The following is a 16,656-nucleotide window of genomic DNA, read 5'->3' on the forward strand; positions in this document are numbered from 1 at the left end:
GTTGCGGCGGCACAGCCGCCGCTCGGAGCGCTGCTCGACGCATCGCGAGCTCAGGGCGAGCTGCCGGGTTACTCCGACACGCTCCTAGGGCTCGCGGGGAGCGCCGCCGCCTCCCGCTCGGCGGGTTCCTCACGGGCCGCCCACCGGAAGAAGACGATCGTCCCGGCGACCGCGTAGGTGAGCGTCCCGCCGATCCACATCACGATCCCGGCCAGCTCCTGATCCGTCCGGGGCGACAGTGGCCAGGGACGCGCCGTCTCCCCGTAGAACGGGTACAGCACGTGATCGGCCAGCGTGATGGGCGAGGCGACCGCCATCATCGGCACCGTGCAGAGAAAGAGGTAGAGGAGTTGCGCCGCCGGCGCCGGCCGGGGCCAATCAGGGAGTGGACCGAGCACCGGCCACCAGAGGAGCAACGCGGTCGCCAGTAGCGTCCCGTGCTCGAGAATGTGGAGCGCCTCCCGGCGCAGCGCCGCCTCGAACAGGACCGGCAGATGCCAGGCGACGAGCGTGGCCGAGGCGAGCGCGAGCGCCATCGCCGGGCGGGTCAGCGCGAAGCCGACCCGCCACCCGACCCGGACCCGGGCCAGGGGGCGGAAGAATGCGCCCGGCAGGCCGGCGAGCCAGAGCGGCGGGACCACCAGGGTGAGCACGAGGTGCTGGGTCATGTGGGCGCTGAGGGCGACGTGCTCGGCCCACTCGGCCACGGGTCCGAGGAGCACGGCCGCCAGGGCCGCCAGGCCGCTGACGAACGCCATGGTCTGCGCGGGACTGGCGGCCCGGGCGTGATCGGCGCCGGCCCGCCGGCCTCGCCGCCCGAGCGAGCGGGCGGCGGTGAGATAGGCGGCCAGCAGGCCGGCCAGGCCCAGCGCCACGCTGGGATGCCAGTGCCAGAGGCTCATCCGCCGCTCCCCGGACGGAACCCGGTGGTGCCGAAGTGGCCGAAGAGCCAGAGGAGCACCAGCGCCAGGCCGGCGGCGATCACCAGCGGCGCGACGAAGAGGTAGGAGAACCAGACGTGATCGAACCGCAGATGCATGTAGAACATGGCCACCAGCGCGAACTTGGCCAGGGACAGGAAGATGAGGACGGGCACGAGGACCGGCGCCAGCGCGTGGATGTAGAAGACGGCCACCTCCATGATCGTGAGCAGCACGAGGAAGGCGGCGATCGCGAGGTAGGTGCGGGGTCCGGCCGGCGGGTGCTCGGCACCGGCCGCCTGGGCGGCATCGACCTGGTGGAATGCCGAAGGGGGCGTGCTCACGGGCTGGCCTCCGGTCTACTGAATCAGGTAGATGAGCGTGAAGATGGCGATCCAGACGACGTCCACGAAGTGCCAGTAGAGGCCGGCGATGTCCACCAGCACCGCGTGGGACGGCCCGATCCGGCCGCGGCCGGCCAGATACCACAGGGTGCAGAGCCACAGGACGCCGAGGCTCACGTGAGCGCCGTGGAAGCCGACCAGGACATAGAACGTCGAGCCGAAGAGGTTCGTGGTGAGCCCGAGCCCCTCGTGCAGGAAGGACGTGAACTCGACCGCCTGGAAGCCCAGGAACACCAGCCCGAGCATCGCGGTGGCCGAGAGCCAGCGGCGGGTGGCGCCGAGGTCGCCGCGCTGGATCGCCGACACCGCGAGCACCATCGTCAGGCTCGACATCAGGAGATCGAACGTGCTGACCGAGGTCAGCGGGATGTTGAGGATCTCCTGCGACGTCGGGCCGCTCAGGCTCCGGCCCTTGTAGACGAGGTAAGTCGAGATGAGGGTTCCGAAGAAGAGGCACTCCGAGCCCAGGAACCCCCACATCCCCATCTTGCGGTGATCGAGCCCGGTGATCCCGATGTTCGCCTCGTGGTGGCCGGCCGGCTCCGCGCGGGACGGCAAGTGCTCGAGGGCGATCGCGAAGGCCCCCGCCACCGTCAGCAGGCCGCCCACCACCACGAGGCCGATGTGCAGAAGGGCGCCGGCCGACATGACCAGCATGGCCAGGGCCGTCAGGATCGGCCACACCGACGGCGGCGGCATATGGATCGGCTCCCGCGCCGTGACGAGCGCCGCCGGGTCGGCCAGGCCGCGGCCGCGTGGATCGGGATGCTTCGTGAGCCACAGGGCGTCCCGCCGGAGGACCGTCGGGACGGTCGCGAAGTTGTAGGGCGGGGGCGGGGACGGGATGGCCCACTCCAGCGTCCGGCCGTCCCACGGGTCCGCGGCCGCCACCGGGCCACGGGCCAGGCTCCGGATCGCGTTGGCGATGAACACGAGCAGCGACAGGCCGATCCCGGCACTGCCGATGGTGGCCACCAGGTTCCAGAGCTCCCAGCCGAGCCCCGGCGCGTACGTGTAGATCCGCCGCGGCATGCCCATGAGGCCCAGGAAGTGCATGGGGAAAAAGGTCAGGTTCATGCTGACCAGCATGAGCCAGAAGTGGAGGCGGCCGAGCCGCTCGTCCAGGAGCCGGCCCGTCATCTTCGGCCACCAGTAGTAGATGCCGGCGAACAGCCCGAGCAGGGTGCCGCCGAAGAGCACGTAGTGAAGGTGGGCCACCACGAAATAGGAATCGGTCTGCTGGAGGTCGATCGGCGGCGAGGCGTGCATGACCCCCGAGAGCCCGCCGATCGTGAACATCGCGATGAAGCCGACCCCGAAATAGAGCGGCGTCCGGAACCGGAGGGCCCCGCCCCACAGCGTGGCCAGCCAGTTGAAGATCTTGATCCCGGTGGGCACCGCGATGATCATCGTCGACAGCCCGAAGGCCGAGTCCGCGATCGGGCCCATGCCGACCGCGAACATGTGATGGGCCCACACGCCGAACCCGAAAAAGCCGATGAGCACGGTGGCGTAGACCATCGCCGCGTAGCCGAAGAGGGGCTTTCGGGCGAACGTCGGCAGCACCTCGGAGACGATGCCCATGGCCGGCAGGATGAGGATGTACACCTCGGGGTGTCCGAAGATCCAGAAGAGGTGCTGCCACAGGATCGGCGAGCCGCCGCCGGCCGGGAGGTAGAAGGAGGTCCCGAAGAACCGGTCGAACAGGAGCAGGATGAGGGCCACGGTGATCGGGGGAAAGGCCAGGAGGATGAGGACGGCGGTGACCAGGGTGGTCCACACGAACAGCGGCAGGCGCAGGAACGTCAGCCCCGGAGCGCGCAGGTTGAGGATGGTCACCACGAAGTTCAGCGCGGAGACCACCGACGAGACGCCCAGGAAGAGGAGGCCCAGGAGCCAGAAGTCGGTGTGGGGACCGACCGAGAACGGCTTCTCGGTCAGCGTCGCGTACCCGAACCAGCCCGCGTGGGGAGCCGCCCCGGCCAGGAAGCTCGAGTTGATGAACAGACCGCCCAGGAGGAAGGCCCAGTACGAGAAGGCGTTGAGCCGGGGGAAGGCGACGTCGCGCGCGCCGATCATGAGCGGCGTGAGGTAGTTGAAGAAGGCCGCCGACAGCGGCATCAGGGCCAGGAAGACCATGGTGGTGCCGTGCATCGTGAAGAGCTGGTTGAAGGTCTCCGCCTCCAGCACCCGCGCGTCGGGGCGGGCGAGCTGGAGCCGGATGAGGAGCGCCTCCAGCCCGCCGACGAGGAAGAAGGCGAAGGCCGTCACGCCGTAGAGGATGCCGATCCGCTTGTGGTCGACGGTCGTCAGCCACGCGGCGAGCCCGCGCGGCTCGACGTGCACGGCCGGACGATCGACGGCGTGGGTGATCGCCACGGGTTACCGGGACGCGATGGCTCTCGGCACCGTTACTTCAGGCTTGTGAGGAAGGCGACCAGGGCCGCCACCTCGCCGTCGTCGAGCCCGAGGTCCGGCATCAGCGAGCCCGGCTTGATCGCGGGCGGGCGCTTGAGCCAGCGGGCGAGGTTCTCCGCGGTGTTGGGCAGCATGCCGCCGGCGATCGTCCGCCGGGAGCCGAAGTGGCTCAGGTTCGGCCCCAGGGCCCCGCCCGACACGCCCTGAATCGTGTGGCACCCGACGCAGGCGTGGGTGACGAAGACCTCGCGGCCCTTGGCGGCCGGGCTGCCCTCGGCCGAATCGGCTGGCGGCGCCTTCTGGCGCTCCACCCACGCCCGGAAATCCGCCGCCGGCTGGACGACGGCGACGTGGCGCATGTTGGCGTGGGACATCCCGCAGAACTCCGCGCATTGCCCCGGGTACTCGCCGGGGGTGGTCGCCGTGAGCAGGATGCGGTTGGTCTGACCCGGTGGAGCGTCCCGCTTGCCCCCGAGCTGCGGCACCCAGAAGCTGTGGATTACGTCGGGCGAGGTGAGCTCGAGGACGACCGCCTGGCCGGCGGGGAGATGGAGATCACTGGCTGTCACGACGCCGAGGTCCGAGTACTCGAACTCCCACCACCACTGATGCCCGACGACGCGGACCCGCAGGGCCTCCGGGGTGGGCGCGGCCTGCGTCCGGAACACCGCCTGCACGGTCGGGAACGCGATGAAGGTCAACACGATGATCGGCCCGAGTGTCCAGGCCAGCTCGAGCCGCGCATTCCCGCGAACCTGGGGCGGGAGCGTCCCGGGCTCACGCTCGCGAAAGCGCGCGACGGCGACCAGCAGGGCGATCGCGACGACGGCGAAGATCGCGACGTCCCACCACAGGACTTGCAGAAAGATCGAATGGCTGAGCCGGCCGAAGTCCGACCGGGGGTCGAGGGTCGTCATCGGGGAGGAGAGCCCACAGCCCTCCAGCAGGGCGAGGGAGAGCAAGAGCAGGATCGGGAGCGCGCGCCGCCCGGGCACTCGACCACCGCCGGGGGCGAGCCGGAGACGTCCAGGGTCACGGTGGCCACCCCGGATCACGCCGCCAATGTTCCCAGATCAGCCCGGAAAAGGCAAACGCCTGGCCCCTCGCGCAGGCCTGTGGGGAGAACGCGCGTGGTAGGGCCCTCCCGCTCAGCCTCGCCCCCCGCCCCGCGATGGTCAGCTCCGAGCGGCGGCTGTGCCGCCGCAACGATCCTCGGGGGAGGCCTCGGAAGGGGTGTTCCGACACCCCCTCCGATTCTTAGTTAGTGCATGATGGCGCCGCCCGCCACATTGATCGCCTGCCCCGTGATGTAGCCCGCGGCGTCGGAGGCGAGGAAGGCCGCGACCTCCGCCACGTCCTCGGCGGAGGCCACGCGCCCGAGCGGGATCGTCGCGGCTCGGCGCTCGACCTCCTCCTCGCGGAGGGCCGGGTCGTAGCTTCCATCGGGTCGCCGTCCGAGATAGTCCAGCCGGTCGGTGTCGGCCGACCCCGGACAGATGGCGTTGACCGTGATCCCGGCCGGGGCCAGTTCCAGCGCCAGAGCCTGAGTGAGACCGATGAGGCCGAACTTGGAGGCGCAGTACGCGGCCAGCCGCGCATAGCCGAGCTTGCCGCAGTTGGACGACATGTTGATGATGCGCCCGCGGATGCCGAGTCGCAGCATCGCTCCCGCCACCGCCTTGGCGCAGAGGTAGCTACCCTTCAGGTTGACGTCCAGCACGAGATCCCAGGCCTCCTCGGGCAGCTCGGCAACCGGGACGCGGTCGGCCCCCGGCGGAGCGGCCGCGTTGTTGACCAGGATGTCGATGCGGCCGAGTCGCGCGAGGGCCAGCTCGACGGCGGCCGTGATCTGGGTCGCGGACCGCACGTCCACCAGGGCGGTGACCGCGCGGCGCCCGGCCGCCCGCGCCTCGGCGGCCACCGCGTCCAGCCCCGCCCAGCCGGTGGCGGGCTTGGTCGCCACCACCCGCGTCCCGGCGGGGGCGACGTCGGTGAGCACCAGATCGGCGCCATCCGCCGCCAGCCGGCGCGCGATCGCGCGCCCGAAGCCATGCTCGCCGCCACTCCCGGTCACCAGCGCGACCTTGCCCTGGAGCTTCGCCATCGCCGTGCCCTTTCTCGAGTCCGCCCGACCTCCGAGCTCGTCGGGGCTGCGCTTCGCCCGCGTCCGGATGATACCGCGTCGCCCTGGGAGTGTGTCGGAGTAACCCGGCGCCGGCCACCGAGCGCGTGGTGCTTCGAGGAGTGCTCCGAGCGGCGGCTTCGCCGCCGCCACGACGGGGGGGCCTCGGGGGGGTCTTCCGAGACCCCCCCGAAATGACCTAGTGGTGGGGACGGGTTTCGCGCCTCCCGGATTCGTGCGAACATAGGCATCGGCGCCGGCCACCGCTTTCATGGAACCCTACGACGATCGCCGCGCGACGCTCGACCCGGGCCTGACCGCGCTCGCTCTCCGGGGACGGCGGGAGGCCCATGGCCGGTACCCCTTCCTCGAGCGGGCGCTGCGCGCCCGCAAGTGGTGGGTGCTCGGGGCCGGCATTCTCGGCGGTCTCGCCGTGTGGTGTCGCCGGGGACGGCGCGGTCCCGACGTCCCGCCCCGGCCCGGCTCGTCCTGAGCCCGTGGCCGGCTCTGGCCCGCGTGCCGCGCCGAACCGGCCACAAACGTGCCCTTGACAGGCCTCGGACGTCCGGCATAGAGTCCGCCCACACGGCCCCTCCCGAGCCGTGACCGAGCGATGATCACGAGCTCGCCCGACGCCGAGCGCCGCGTCCGGCCGGTCGTCCTGGTCGTGGACGACGACCCCGGGCTTCGCGACTCTTTCCGGCTGATCCTGGAAGACGACTACGAGGTCCTGGAAGCGGCCGACGGTCTCGAGGCCGTCGAGATGGTCCGCACCACCCAGGTGGACCTGGTGCTCCTCGACATCCGCCTGCCCGGCCTCGACGGCATCGAGGTGCTGGAGCAGATCAAGAGCTTCGACGACAAGGTCGAGGTCATCCTGGTCACCGCGGTGCAGACCGTGCGGACGGCCGTGGCCGCGATGAAGCTCGGCGCCTTCGATTACGTGACGAAGCCCTTCGAGGAGGAGGAGATCCTCCCGCTGGTGCGCCGGGCCCTGGAAAAGCGGGCGCTCGATCGAGAGGTCGAGTACCTCCGGTCCGAGCTGGCTCGCCAGCGCGACTTCGATGAGCTCATCGGCCGTCATCCGCACATGCAGCGGCTCTACCAACTCATCGAGTCGGTGGCGCGAGCGCCCGTCACGGTGCTGATCGTCGGCGAGAGCGGCACCGGGAAGGAGCTCATCGCCCGAGCCATCCACCATCAGGGGCCGGCTCGCGACGGGCCCTTCGTTCCGGTCAACGTGGCGGCGATCTCCGAGGGCCTGCTCGAATCCGAGCTCTTCGGGCACGAGCGCGGGGCCTTCACCGGCGCCTTCCAGAAGAAGCTGGGCAAGTTCGAGCTGGCCCACGGCGGCACCCTCTTCCTCGACGAGATCGCGACCCTGCGGGTGGACCTGCAGGCCAAGATCCTCCGGGTCCTCCAGGAGCGCGAGATCGAGCGGGTCGGGGGGACGCGGCGCATCAAGATCGACGTGCGAGTCGTCGCCGCCACCAACGCCGATCTCCGGAAGGCCATCCAGGCCGGGACGCTGCGGGAGGATCTCTACTACCGGCTGAATGTCGTCCAGATCGTGGTGCCCCCGCTCCGTGAGCGCCGAGAAGACATCCCTCTGCTCGTCGATCACTTCGTCCGCAAGTACAACCAGCAGTTCGGCAAGCGCATCGCCGGGGTCTCGCCGAGCGCGCTGGAGCTCCTCCAGGCCTACTCGTGGCCCGGCAACGTGCGCGAGCTCCAGAACATCATGGAGCGCTCCGTCGCCCTGGTCGACGGCCCCATCATCGAGGCGAAGGACCTACCGCTGGACCTCCTGCTGCCGGACCCGCGCGGGCGCGGCGGGTTCGAGGAGCTTCCGCTCAAGGAGGCACGCGAGCAGTTCGAGCGCCAACTGGTCCTGCAGGTCCTCGAGCGGGTTCAGTGGAACCGAAGCCAGGCCGCCCGACTGCTCGGCATGCACCGGAACTCGCTGAAGGCGAAGCTCGAGGCGTGGGGGATCCGGGGGTTGGCCCCGGACACGTGACCCTCGCTGCACTGTGGGCAGTGCACCTTGCACAGTGCACTGTGCAGTGCTCCGCAACGTGTGACCGATAAAGGGGTTCACGCCCCGATCCCCCCGCCGCGACCCGCGACCGACGCCCGGTCACTGTGCGCCGCCTCTCCGCGCGCCGACCGAAGGGCCGGCTCAGGAGGAGCCGGTCGGACCAACGACCAAGGGTACTTAGCGTGGATCGGACCCGCTCGCCGCCCTCGTGGCCTCGTTGTTGCTTTCTCTGCCTCCCCGGAATCCGGTCTCCTCATGGTGAGGGGATCGATCCGGTGGGTCATCGACGAGACGCGAGAGGAGACGAGACATGGCGAAGCTGGTGGCGATTCTCGTGGTGCTGGCGTCGTTCCTGCTCGTGGCACCCGTGATCGAGTCGGGGTCATCCAGCTCGGTGCAGCTCTTCCAGGCCGTCGGCAACGCCGACGACGGCGGCTGGTAGCCGGGGCGATCCAGACCCGGATGTCGAGGTCTCGACCTGGCCGGGCGGGAACGGGAAGGGGGGCCCCACGGGCCCCCCGGCTCGTCCTGGCGTTGCTCCTTGCCCTGCTCGGGCTGGCCGACGCGCCGACCGGCGGGCAGGAGAGTGCGGCGGAGACCGGGCGGCCGCCGGACAGCGGAGCGTACCGCCGCCCTCTCGGGAACGATCCGGCCACGCTCGATCCGGCCCGCATCACCGACGTGTACGGTCGCTCGGTCGCCCAGCAGATCTTCGACGGCCTGGTCCAGTTCGATCAGACCCTCACCATCCGTCCGGCCCTGGCCCAGCTCTGGAAGGCCACCCGGGACGGGCTCGTCTGGACCTTCACGCTCCGCAAGGGTGTGAAGTTCCACCACGGCCGCGAGGTCATGGCCGACGACGTGGTCTACTCGTTGACGCGGCTGCTCGACGCCAGGACGAAGTCCGGCGCGGCCGACCTCTTCCTGACGATCCGGGGAGCCCAGGAGTTCCGCAGCGGCAAGGCCAAGGAGATCGCGGGGCTGACCGTGCTCGACCCCCACACGGTCCAGGTGACCCTGACCGAAGCCACCGTGCCCTTCGTCTCGCTGCTCGCGGTCGGTCAGGCCAAGATCCTGCCCCGGGACCTGGCCGAGCAGCAGGGTGAGGCCTTCGGCACCCAGCCCACCGGCACCGGGCCGTTCAAGTTTGTCCGCTGGGAGCGAGGCCGGGAGATCGTGCTCGCCGCGAACGCCGACTACTTCGACGGGCCGCCCCGCCTCGCGCGCGTCGTGTACCGCATCTTCCCCGGGGAGCAAGCCGACGTCATGTATCAGGAGTTCCGGAGCGGGAGTCTGGAGGACGCGCCGGTTCCGTCCCAGGACTACCGGCAGATCATCGCCAGCCAGCGGTATCTCTACGTCAAGCGGCCCATGTTCAATCTGCGGCACTACGGGTTCAACACCCGGGTCAAGCCCCTGGACGATCGGCGGGTCCGGCAGGCGCTCATCCATGCCATCGATCGCGAGGGACTGATCGCCGAGATCTTCCTCGGCCGTCACGCACTGGCCCGCGGGATCCTTCCCCCCGGAACGCTCGGCTACAACCCCAAGCTTCGAGGCCATCCTCATGATCCCGAGCGGGCGCGCGAGCTTCTGGCCGAGGCCGGATACCCCGGGGGACGGGGGCTGCCGCCGGTCGCCTTCTGGTCCAGCGTGAAGTTCGACGAAGCTCTCCGCGAGCACGACCGGATCCGGCGGGACCTGGAGGCGGTGGGCGTCCGGGCGGAGTTCCACTACCTCACCGACTGGCCGGCGTTCTCGAAGATGATGGCCGAGCGGAAATTCCCCGTCTTCCTGCGCGCGTGGTACGCCGACGTGCCCGATCCCGACAATTTCCTCTTCAAGCTCTTCTACTCCCGGAGCCCGCGCAACTACATGGGCTACGCAAACCCGGCGGTCGACAGCCTCCTGCTCGGGGCCCGGCGGGAGGAGGACCTGGGGCGTCGGGTGGAGCTCTACCGGCAAGCCGAGGAGCTCATCCTGGACGATGCCCCGATCCTCCCGGTCTGGCACTACACCTACGAGCGGCTCTTCCAGCCCTACGTCAAGAGCGTCGAGGTCAACGGCCTGGGGGATCCTTACATCCCCCTCCGGAAGATCTGGCTCGAGCGTCCGCGATGAGCTCCGGTGAGTCCGTGACCCCCGGTGGCGGCGCCGCGAGCCCCGGCAGTCTGCGCCGGCGCTTCGCGTCGCTCCAGGCGAAGTTCCTCCTGGGCGCGGTGCTGGTGATCGGCCTCGTCATGGCGGCGCTCATCGTCATCGTCGAGCACCGCCAGCGGGCGGCGATCGTGGACGAGGTGCAGCGCCGGGGCCTGGTCCTGGCCCAGAACCTGGCGGCGATCTCCTCCGGTCCGCTGCTGCTCTACAACTTCACGGCGCTCGAGCAGAACGTGGTGCGGCTGGACGAAGAGGCCGACGTCGCGTACGCCATCATCCTCGACCCGGAGGGGAAAGTCGCCGCGCACAGCGAGGATCCCGGCCTGGTCGGTACCGTCCTGACCGATCCGGTCTCGACGCGCGCGGCGGCGGCGAAGAATCCCGTCGTCCAGGAGGCGACGGTGGCGCGGCAGGTGGTCTACGACTTCGCCATCCCCGTGGATGTTCAGGGCCAGAAATGGGGGACCGTCCGGGTGGGCCTCTCCCGGCGGCGGATGGAAGCGGAGATCGCCAAGACCCGCCGTGAGCTCGCCCTCCTGGCCGCGGTCATCCTCCTGGGCGGCGGCGTCGCCTCCGCGCTGGTGGCGCGGCGGATCGCCCGGCCGGTCCGCCAGCTGGCCGACGGGGCCGCCGCCATCTCCCGGGGGGAGCTGGCCCAGCGGATCGAGCCGGTCACCTCCGACGAGATCGGCCGTCTGGCCGTCGCTTTCAACCACATGGCCAGCCAGCTCCTCCAGCAACGGGCGGCGCTGGAAGCTGCCCACGCCGAGCTGGGGCGCCGCTTCGCGGAGCTCTCCGACCTCAAGAGCTACACCGACGACATCCTGGGCTCGCTCCCGAGCGGCATCGTCACCGTCGACCTCCAAGGGTGCGTCGTCACCCTGAACTCCACCGCCGAGTCGCTCACCGGCTGCCGGCTGGCGGAGGTCCGCGGCTGCCCCGCCGCCGACGCCTTCGCTCACATCCCCGAGCTGGTGGCGCTCCTCCGCGAGACCGTGTCCACGCGGGCCGGAGGCGCGCTGGTCTCGGGGACCGTGGCCCGGCGGAACACCCCGGCCATCCCGGTGGAGATGACCAGCACGCCGCTGAAGGGCGCTGGCGGTCAGGACCTCGGCGTCGTCGCGGTCCTGCGCGATCTCACCACCGTGCGTCAGCTCGAGGAGCAGCTCCGCCGCTCGGACCGTCTGGCGGCGCTGGGGACCCTCGCCGCCGGTCTGGCCCACGAGATCAAGAACCCGCTCACGTCGCTCCTGACCTTCAGCCGCCATCTCACCCGCCGATTCGGCGACGAGCGCTTCCGGCAGCGCTTCCAGAGCGTGGTGCCTCGGGAGCTCGAGCGGATCAACGGGATCGTCGAAGGCCTGCTCCGGCTTGCCCATCCGACCCGGCTGAGCCTGAAGCCGGTCGACCTCGTCGAGCTTCTCGAGGAAGTGCTGGAGCTCTACGCCAACCAGGTCGAGACGAAGCAGATCACCGTGGCCCGCGAGTACGCGCCCGCCCTGCGGGTAATCCAGGCCGATCGGGAGCATCTCTATCAGGCGCTGGTCAACCTCGTCGCCAATGCGCTCGACGCGATGGGCGAGGGGGGCACGCTCACGCTCCGGACCAGCGGGAGCGGTGGCGCCGACCTGCTGGGATCGTCCGGCGGGTGGACGCCCGACCGCCGAGTCCGGATCGACATCCAGGATACGGGAGCCGGGATCCCGGCCGCCGAGATCCCGCAGGTCTTCAACCCCTTCTTCACCACCAAGGCGACCGGCACCGGGCTGGGGCTGGCCATCGTGCACAAGATCGTGGAGGACCATGGGGGCACGGTGACGTTCCGGAGCCATCCCGGGGCCGGCACGACGTTCACCGTACTGCTCCCGATCACGGTCGGCCGTCCCGCCGAGCGCGGGGGCGAAGGACGGGAGCCGTTCGATCTTCCGAGGCTTTCCCCGTGATCCGCAGGGTGTCGGCTGGCGCTTCGGCCCGGACGCTCGGGGACGAGCGCGACGAGATCGCGGTCCTCGCCCGGATCGTGGAGGTCGCCGGTTCGAGCCTCGCCCTGGAGGAGATCCTCGGGGAGATCGCCCGGGGCGCCGAGGAGCTCTTCGGGACCGAGTGGAACCTGGTGCTGCTGGTGGAAGGCGAGCGCCTGGTTCCGCGCGCGTGGACCGGCTTCGAGTCGCGGGAGCTCCGGGGGCTCAGCTTTCCAGCCGACACCGGGCTTCTCGGCCGGGTCCTGTCCGGTGGTGCCTCGGTCCAGCTCGACCCGGACGCGCTCAGCGAGGCCCGGGCGCTCGCCTCGGTGCTGGCCGGCGTGCGGTCCGGCCTCGCCGCGCCGCTCCAGGCGCGCGGCCGCCGCGTGGGGGCTCTGCTGGCGGCGGCCGGGACGCCCCGACGGTTCTCGCAGCTCGACGAGACGCTCTTGCGAACCCTGGCCGGGCAGGCGGCCCTCGCGGTGGAGCGCGCCCGGCTCGTCGAGGAGCTCCTCCACGCCGACCGGCTCTCGACGGTGGGGCGGATGCTGGCCGGGGTCGCCCACGAGCTGAACAACCCCCTGGCGGTCGTCATGGGGACGCTCGATCTCATCCGGCAGGAGCCGATCGACTCCCGGGTATCCGAGCGGCTCGCGCGCGTGTCCGACCAGGCCCAGCGCGCGGTCAAGATCGTACGCACGCTCCTGGCCCTCGCCCGCAAGCGGCCGACCCAGCGGCGCCCGGTCGATCTCACCGAGCTCCTGGCCAGCACCCTGGAGCTCGGGGCCTACGACTTCAAGAACGCCGAGGTGCGGGTCGTCCGGCGATTCCGGGAGAGCCTTCCCCCGATCCTGGGTGACCCGGATCAGCTCCAGCAGGTCTTCACGAACCTGGTCCTCAACGCGACCCAGGCGATGGACGAGACGCACGGAGGCGGCACGCTGACCGTCGCGACCGATCTGGACCGCGAGGGCGACCGGGTCGTCGTCACCATCACGGACGACGGTCCCGGGATCCGGCCGGAACACCTGCCGCGCCTGTTCGAGCCGTTCTTCACGACCAAGGGCGAGGGGAAGGGCACCGGCCTCGGCCTGGCGATCTGCCGCCACATCGTCGAGAGCCACGACGGCCGCATCCGCGCCGCCAGCGGGCCGGAGATGGGTGCCGAGTTCACGGTGGAGCTCCCCGTCTGCCACCAGACGCCGGGCCACGAGGCGGCGGCCCGGGGCGACGCCGAGGTGGCGCCGATCGGCGGCGTGCGCGTCCTGCTGGTCGAGGATGAGCCGCTGGTGGGCGACATGCTGGCGGACGTCCTGGCCCTCGAGGGGCACCAGGTCGACCGGGCCACCAACGGCCGCGAGGCGCTCGTCCGCGTCGGCTCCCGGCCCTATACCCTGATCGTGAGCGACATTCGCATGCCGGACCTCGACGGTCCGGCCTTCTATGCCGAGCTTCTCGGCGTCAGCCCCGCGCTGGCGCGCCGGGTCGTCTTCGTGACCGGGGACGTGGTGAGCGCCGAGACCCGGCGCTTCCTCGACGAGACCGGGCTCCTCTATCTGGAAAAACCCTTCGCCATCGCGGAGTTCCTGTCGACCGTCCGCCGCGCGTTGACCCAGGGCTGACCCCGCCTCTGGCCGCCGCGGGCGGCATTGACCCCGGAGGCGCGGGCCTCTAGGCTTGGGGAACCGAGTACCCAGCCGATCCTCATCCGCGGAGGACCCGCATGAAAGGCGTGACGCTTCCCACCGAGACCGTGTTCGTCATGGAGATGTCCCCGATCAAGTTCGGCCTCGGCGCCACCGACGAGATCGGGTACGATGCCCGTCGCCTCGGCGTCCGCAAGGTCCTGATCGTCACCGACCGCCACCTCGCCGAGCTGGGTCTCCCCGAGCGGATCGCGGGACTCCTCGGCGAGCAGGGGATCAAGGCCGACACGTACGACAGCGTGGAGATCGAGCCGACCGATCACTCGATCGAGGAGGCCGCCGACTACGCGCGGACCAAGGAGTTCGACGGGGTCGTCGCCGTGGGCGGGGGCAGCAGCATCGACACGGCCAAGGCGGTGAACCTCCTCACCTGCTACCCGGCGCCGCTGCTGGACTACATCAACAAGCCGGTCGGCAAGGGCGTGCCGGTCCCCGGGCCCCTCCGACCGCTGATCGCCGTGCCGACCACCGCCGGGACCGGCAGCGAGACGACCGCGGTCGCGGTCGCCCATATCGTCGAGCAGGACGTCAAGGCCGGCGTATCACACCGGCTGCTGCGCCCGGCCCTCGGGGTCGTGGATCCCCTCAACACGCTCTCGGCTCCGCCCGAGGTCACGGCGGCCGCCGGCGCGGACATCCTGACCCACGCCGTCGAGTCGTACACGACCCGTCCCTACGACGCCCGGCCCAAGCACCACCCCCCCGACCGCCCGGCCTACATCGGCGCCAACCCCGCCAGCGACATCTGGTGCGAGAGGGCGATCGAGTACGTGGGCCGGTACCTCCGGCGCGCGGTGCTGAACGGCCTCGACCTGGAGGCGCGCGTGCACCTCGCGCTGGCGGCCAACTACGCGGGGATCGGCTTCGGCAACGCCGGGGTCCACATCCCGCACGCGCTGGCCTATCCGATCGCCGGGCTCGTCCGCGACTATGTGCCGGCTGGTTACCGGACGGGGCACCCCCTGGTGCCGCACGGGATGTCCGTCATCCTCCCGGCGCCCGCCGTGTTCCGCTTCACGTACCCGACGGCGCCCGAGCGGCATCTCCGCGCCGCCGAGCTCCTGGGCGCGCCGGTCGTCGGGCTCGGCGACGCCGAGCGGCGCGAGGCGCTGCCCCGGGCCCTGATCGCGCTGATGCGCGATGTCGGCCTCCCGAGCGGGCTCGGGGCCATCGGCTACACGGAGGCCGACGTGCCGGCGCTCATCGAGGGGACGCTTCGGCAGCCGCGTCTCCTGGCCGGCGCGCCACGACCGGTCGGGGCCCTCGAGCTGGAGACCATCCTGCGCGATGCCATGCGGTACTGGTGACCGGCCGATCCATCGAGGTCAGAGCCACCGCACGTCCGGCAGTCCAATCGCCGCGTTGATGGCCTCGAGCGGGTTGCCGGCACTGAAGTAGGCGGCGGCCACTTCCGGATGGCCCGCCTTCACGATTCTCACCTGCCCCGCGCCGAGGGCGTCGCGCGCGTGGAGGATCGGTGTCTCGAGCTGCTGCGCCGTGTTGCCCCACAATACGAAGGCGACCGCGCGCGAGGTCGCCTCGCCGACGAGGATCTGAATCACCCGTGACGTGAACGGCGCCCAGAGTCGCTGGTGGGCGTCGCGGACCGCGCCGTCCCAGAGCGAAAACGTCAGCGTCCGGTTCAGCCAGAGCACGCCCTGCCTCCCCCAACCCGGGAAGAGATCGGGCGGCGCCGGGAGGGTAATCGCGCCCGACGCGATGCGCGGGACGATGTCGAGCCGCGGCACCAAGGGGAACTTCGTGAGCACGGCCGCTTGGACGAGGCTCCGCAGGCTCGGGGTCACCCGCCCCGTCTGGATCTGCGCCTGCCAGTCCGTGATGTCACCCTGCTCGAACGCGCGTCCGGTCGCCTGCTCCACCCTCGTGTAGGGATCGTTGCCGAAGATGACGGCGCGCACTCGGACGGGATCGAGATCGTGGAACGCGCGGAAGAAGTGCGCGGGCCAGATCGCGCCGCCGGGAAGCGACGGAGCCACCGCGTCGAAGTCGAGCTCGATGCCATCGAATCGGGGGCGCCACGCGGTCGGCAGTTTCGAGTGCCATGTGCCGAGCATTGCCTGCAAGTCGCTGCGCAGCATCGACGGCTCCTCCCCTCGTGGGCCCGGACCGCTCGCAGCGCGGGTGACCTCGGCCGGCCTGTCGTCGGGCTCGTTCGCGGGCTGGCCCCAGCGTAGGACGGTCGGGAGCCGCGGCGCAACCCCGGGGACACGGGCTGTCTCGGCTCGGAGGGCGGTCCGCAGCGCCGTCACCCGAGGGCGTCTCGGTCATGCTCCGGCGGGTCGTGTATGATGGCGGGGTCGATGGCGCACCAGTACATCTTCACGACCCGGGACCTCCGGAAGGTGGTCCCCCCCAAGCGCGAGATCCTCCGCGGGATCTCCCTGGCCTTCTTCCCGGGAGCGAAGATCGGCGTGCTCGGCCCGAACGGCGCCGGCAAGTCGACGCTCCTCCGCATCATGGCGGGCGTGGACGACGACTTCCTCGGGGAGGCCCGGCCGGCCGAGGGTATCCGGATCGGCTATCTCCCGCAGGAGCCCCGGCTCGATCCGTCGAAGGACGTGCTCGGGAACATCGAGGAGGGCGTGGCCGCCACGCGGACGCTGCTCCGGGAGTTCGAGGCCGTCACGGCGCGGCTCGGTGAGCCGGTCGCCGACGACGAGCTGGTGCGCCTGCTCGGCGAGCAGGCGCGGCTCCAGGACGCGATCGAGGCGTGCGGGGGCTGGGACCTCGACCGGACCGTCGAGATCGCCATGGACGCGCTCCGGGTGCCGCCCGGGGACCAGGACGTCGGCACCCTCTCGGGCGGCGAGGCGCGCCGGGTCGCGCTCGGCCGGCTCCTCCTCGAGCGCCCGGACATGCTCCTCCTCGACGAGCCGACCAACCACCTCGACGCCGAGTCGGTCGCCTGG

At 70.9% G+C, this 16,656-nt stretch carries 14 protein-coding genes; 8 read left to right on the forward strand and 6 right to left on the reverse strand.

The annotated features are described in order from the left end of the window. Nucleotides 1–68 precede the first annotated feature (68 nt). The 5 genes from VGW35_26450 to VGW35_26470 all read right to left on the reverse strand — a co-directional run bounded on the left by VGW35_26450 (nucleotide 69) and on the right by VGW35_26470 (nucleotide 5,846). Nucleotides 69–902, reverse strand: a complete 834-nt coding sequence (locus VGW35_26450) for a cytochrome c oxidase assembly protein (GenBank protein ID HEV8311219.1) — start codon at nucleotides 900–902, stop codon at nucleotides 69–71. Beyond that, on the reverse strand, nucleotides 899–1,264 hold the full coding sequence (locus tag VGW35_26455) for a cytochrome C oxidase subunit IV family protein (GenBank protein HEV8311220.1): 366 nt from the start codon (nucleotides 1,262–1,264) through the stop codon (nucleotides 899–901). Before VGW35_26455 ends, VGW35_26450 begins: the two co-directional genes overlap by 4 nt. 15 nt (nucleotides 1,265–1,279) lie before the next feature. Then, nucleotides 1,280–3,703 carry a cytochrome c oxidase subunit I gene (gene ctaD / locus VGW35_26460; GenBank protein HEV8311221.1) on the reverse strand — a complete coding sequence of 808 codons (2,424 nt, stop codon included), beginning with the start codon at nucleotides 3,701–3,703 and terminating at the stop codon, nucleotides 1,280–1,282. 32 nt (nucleotides 3,704–3,735) lie between these two features. After that, the gene (gene coxB / locus VGW35_26465) at nucleotides 3,736–4,737 is read right to left on the reverse strand and encodes a cytochrome c oxidase subunit II (protein HEV8311222.1); all 1,002 of its coding nucleotides are present in this window, start codon (nucleotides 4,735–4,737) and stop codon (nucleotides 3,736–3,738) included. 266 nt (nucleotides 4,738–5,003) lie between these two features. Next, nucleotides 5,004–5,846 carry an SDR family NAD(P)-dependent oxidoreductase gene (locus tag VGW35_26470; protein HEV8311223.1) on the reverse strand — a complete coding sequence of 281 codons (843 nt, stop codon included), beginning with the start codon at nucleotides 5,844–5,846 and terminating at the stop codon, nucleotides 5,004–5,006. A 289-nt stretch (nucleotides 5,847–6,135) separates the two neighbouring features. Between VGW35_26470 and VGW35_26475 the strand changes: the two genes are divergently transcribed. From VGW35_26475 to VGW35_26505, 7 genes are all read left to right on the forward strand, one after another. Further along, nucleotides 6,136–6,357 (forward strand): hypothetical protein, encoded by a 222-nt coding sequence (locus VGW35_26475; protein ID HEV8311224.1) that lies wholly within the window; start codon nucleotides 6,136–6,138, stop codon nucleotides 6,355–6,357. A gap of 120 nt (nucleotides 6,358–6,477) precedes the next feature. Then, on the forward strand, nucleotides 6,478–7,881 hold the full coding sequence (locus VGW35_26480) for a sigma-54 dependent transcriptional regulator (protein ID HEV8311225.1): 1,404 nt from the start codon (nucleotides 6,478–6,480) through the stop codon (nucleotides 7,879–7,881). A gap of 331 nt (nucleotides 7,882–8,212) precedes the next feature. Continuing rightward, nucleotides 8,213–8,344 (forward strand): hypothetical protein, encoded by a 132-nt coding sequence (locus VGW35_26485; GenBank protein HEV8311226.1) that lies wholly within the window; start codon nucleotides 8,213–8,215, stop codon nucleotides 8,342–8,344. Nucleotides 8,345–8,436: 92 nt separating this feature from the next. Continuing rightward, nucleotides 8,437–10,023, forward strand: coding sequence for an ABC transporter substrate-binding protein (locus VGW35_26490; protein ID HEV8311227.1), 1,587 nt, complete (start codon nucleotides 8,437–8,439; stop codon nucleotides 10,021–10,023). Beyond that, nucleotides 10,020–12,002, forward strand: coding sequence for an ATP-binding protein (locus VGW35_26495; protein HEV8311228.1), 1,983 nt, complete (start codon nucleotides 10,020–10,022; stop codon nucleotides 12,000–12,002). The genes VGW35_26490 and VGW35_26495 overlap by 4 nt, the downstream gene beginning before the upstream one ends. Further along, entirely contained in the window at nucleotides 11,999–13,642 is a 1,644-nt protein-coding gene (locus VGW35_26500) for an ATP-binding protein (GenBank protein HEV8311229.1), read from the forward strand. The genes VGW35_26495 and VGW35_26500 overlap by 4 nt, the downstream gene beginning before the upstream one ends. A gap of 101 nt (nucleotides 13,643–13,743) precedes the next feature. Continuing rightward, nucleotides 13,744–15,033 carry a hydroxyacid-oxoacid transhydrogenase gene (locus tag VGW35_26505; protein HEV8311230.1) on the forward strand — a complete coding sequence of 430 codons (1,290 nt, stop codon included), beginning with the start codon at nucleotides 13,744–13,746 and terminating at the stop codon, nucleotides 15,031–15,033. Nucleotides 15,034–15,051: 18 nt separating this feature from the next. Here the strand turns inward: VGW35_26505 and VGW35_26510 are convergent, their stop codons facing one another. Then, nucleotides 15,052–15,825 carry a hypothetical protein gene (locus VGW35_26510; protein ID HEV8311231.1) on the reverse strand — a complete coding sequence of 258 codons (774 nt, stop codon included), beginning with the start codon at nucleotides 15,823–15,825 and terminating at the stop codon, nucleotides 15,052–15,054. Nucleotides 15,826–16,047: 222 nt separating this feature from the next. On the opposite strand from VGW35_26510, the gene VGW35_26515 reads away from it, so the two are divergent. Continuing rightward, on the forward strand, nucleotides 16,048–16,656 hold a 609-nt coding region (locus tag VGW35_26515; protein ID HEV8311232.1), incomplete at its 3' end, for an ATP-binding cassette domain-containing protein.

The organism is Candidatus Methylomirabilota bacterium, assembly GCA_036005065.1.
Lineage (GTDB): Bacteria > Methylomirabilota > Methylomirabilia > Rokubacteriales > DASRDR01 > DASYQW01.

What these genes read in the sequence shown, in the direction of transcription:
- VGW35_26450 (HEV8311219.1), bottom strand. Translation starts at nt 902, where the DNA reads ATGAGCCTCTGGCACTGGCATCCCAGCGTGGCGCTGGGCCTGGCCGGC.
- VGW35_26470 (HEV8311223.1), bottom strand. Translation starts at nt 5,846, where the DNA reads ATGGCGAAGCTCCAGGGCAAGGTCGCGCTGGTGACCGGGAGTGGCGGC.
- VGW35_26475 (HEV8311224.1), top strand. Translation starts at nt 6,136, where the DNA reads ATGGAACCCTACGACGATCGCCGCGCGACGCTCGACCCGGGCCTGACC.
- VGW35_26480 (HEV8311225.1), top strand. Translation starts at nt 6,478, where the DNA reads ATGATCACGAGCTCGCCCGACGCCGAGCGCCGCGTCCGGCCGGTCGTC.
- VGW35_26485 (HEV8311226.1), top strand. Translation starts at nt 8,213, where the DNA reads ATGGCGAAGCTGGTGGCGATTCTCGTGGTGCTGGCGTCGTTCCTGCTC.
- VGW35_26495 (HEV8311228.1), top strand. Translation starts at nt 10,020, where the DNA reads ATGAGCTCCGGTGAGTCCGTGACCCCCGGTGGCGGCGCCGCGAGCCCC.
- VGW35_26505 (HEV8311230.1), top strand. Translation starts at nt 13,744, where the DNA reads ATGAAAGGCGTGACGCTTCCCACCGAGACCGTGTTCGTCATGGAGATG.
- VGW35_26510 (HEV8311231.1), bottom strand. Translation starts at nt 15,825, where the DNA reads ATGCTGCGCAGCGACTTGCAGGCAATGCTCGGCACATGGCACTCGAAA.